The organism is Kitasatospora nipponensis, from assembly GCF_039528135.1.
GTDB classification, from domain to species: Bacteria; Actinomycetota; Actinomycetes; order Streptomycetales; family Streptomycetaceae; genus Kitasatospora; species Kitasatospora nipponensis.
Map to the genome: position 1 here is coordinate 1 of NZ_BAAALF010000721.1, position 699 is coordinate 699.

2 protein-coding genes are annotated in these 699 nt (G+C 70.8%); both read right to left on the reverse strand.

The window, feature by feature from the left end; all coding sequences use genetic code 11:
• The coding region (locus ABD323_RS42920) for a GTP-binding protein (protein WP_035845968.1) at positions 1 to 581 on the reverse strand (581 nt) is incomplete at its 3' end.
• Positions 562 to 699 (reverse strand): DUF742 domain-containing protein (locus ABD323_RS42925; protein ID WP_344447465.1); only part of this gene is annotated, 138 nt, incomplete at its 5' end. The genes ABD323_RS42925 and ABD323_RS42920, both read right to left, overlap by 20 nt.

Genomic DNA, 699 nt, shown 5'->3' on the forward strand with positions numbered 1-699 from the left:
CGCAGTCGGGCGAGCAGGGCGTGTTCGACGAGGGTGATGAGGGCGCTCTTGGCGCTGTCGCGGCGGCGGGCGTCGAGGGTGATGATGGGGGTGTCGGGGCCGAGTTGGAGTGCTTCGCGGACCTCGTCGGGGGTGTGGGGCTGGTGTCCGTCGAAGCCGTTGAGGGCGACGACGAAGGGCAGGCCGCTGTTCTCGAAGTAGTCGAGGGCGGGGAAGCAGTCGGCGAGGCGGCGGGTGTCGACGAGGACGACGGCGCCGATGGCGCCGCGGACGAGGTCGTCCCACATGAACCAGAAGCGGTCCTGGCCGGGGGTGCCGAAGAGGTAGAGGATGAGGTCTTCGTCGAGGGTGATGCGGCCGAAGTCCATGGCGACCGTGGTGGTGGTCTTGCCGGAGACGTGGCTGAGGTCGTCGATGCCGGCGGAGGCCGAGGTCATGACGGCTTCGGTGCGCAGGGGGTTGATCTCGGAGACGGCGCCCACGAGGGTGGTCTTGCCGACGCCGAAGCCGCCCGCGACGACGATCTTCGCGGAGGTGGTGGCCCGGGTGGCGGCCGCGGGGCTAGAGCTTGCGAAGTCCACTGAGGACCCTTTCGAGCAGCGTGACGTCCGGCGTTCCGCCCGACTCGCCGGCGGCGGCGGGCTGGTGGATGGCGACCAGGCCGGCTTCGGCGAGGTCGGCCACGAGGATCCGGGCCAC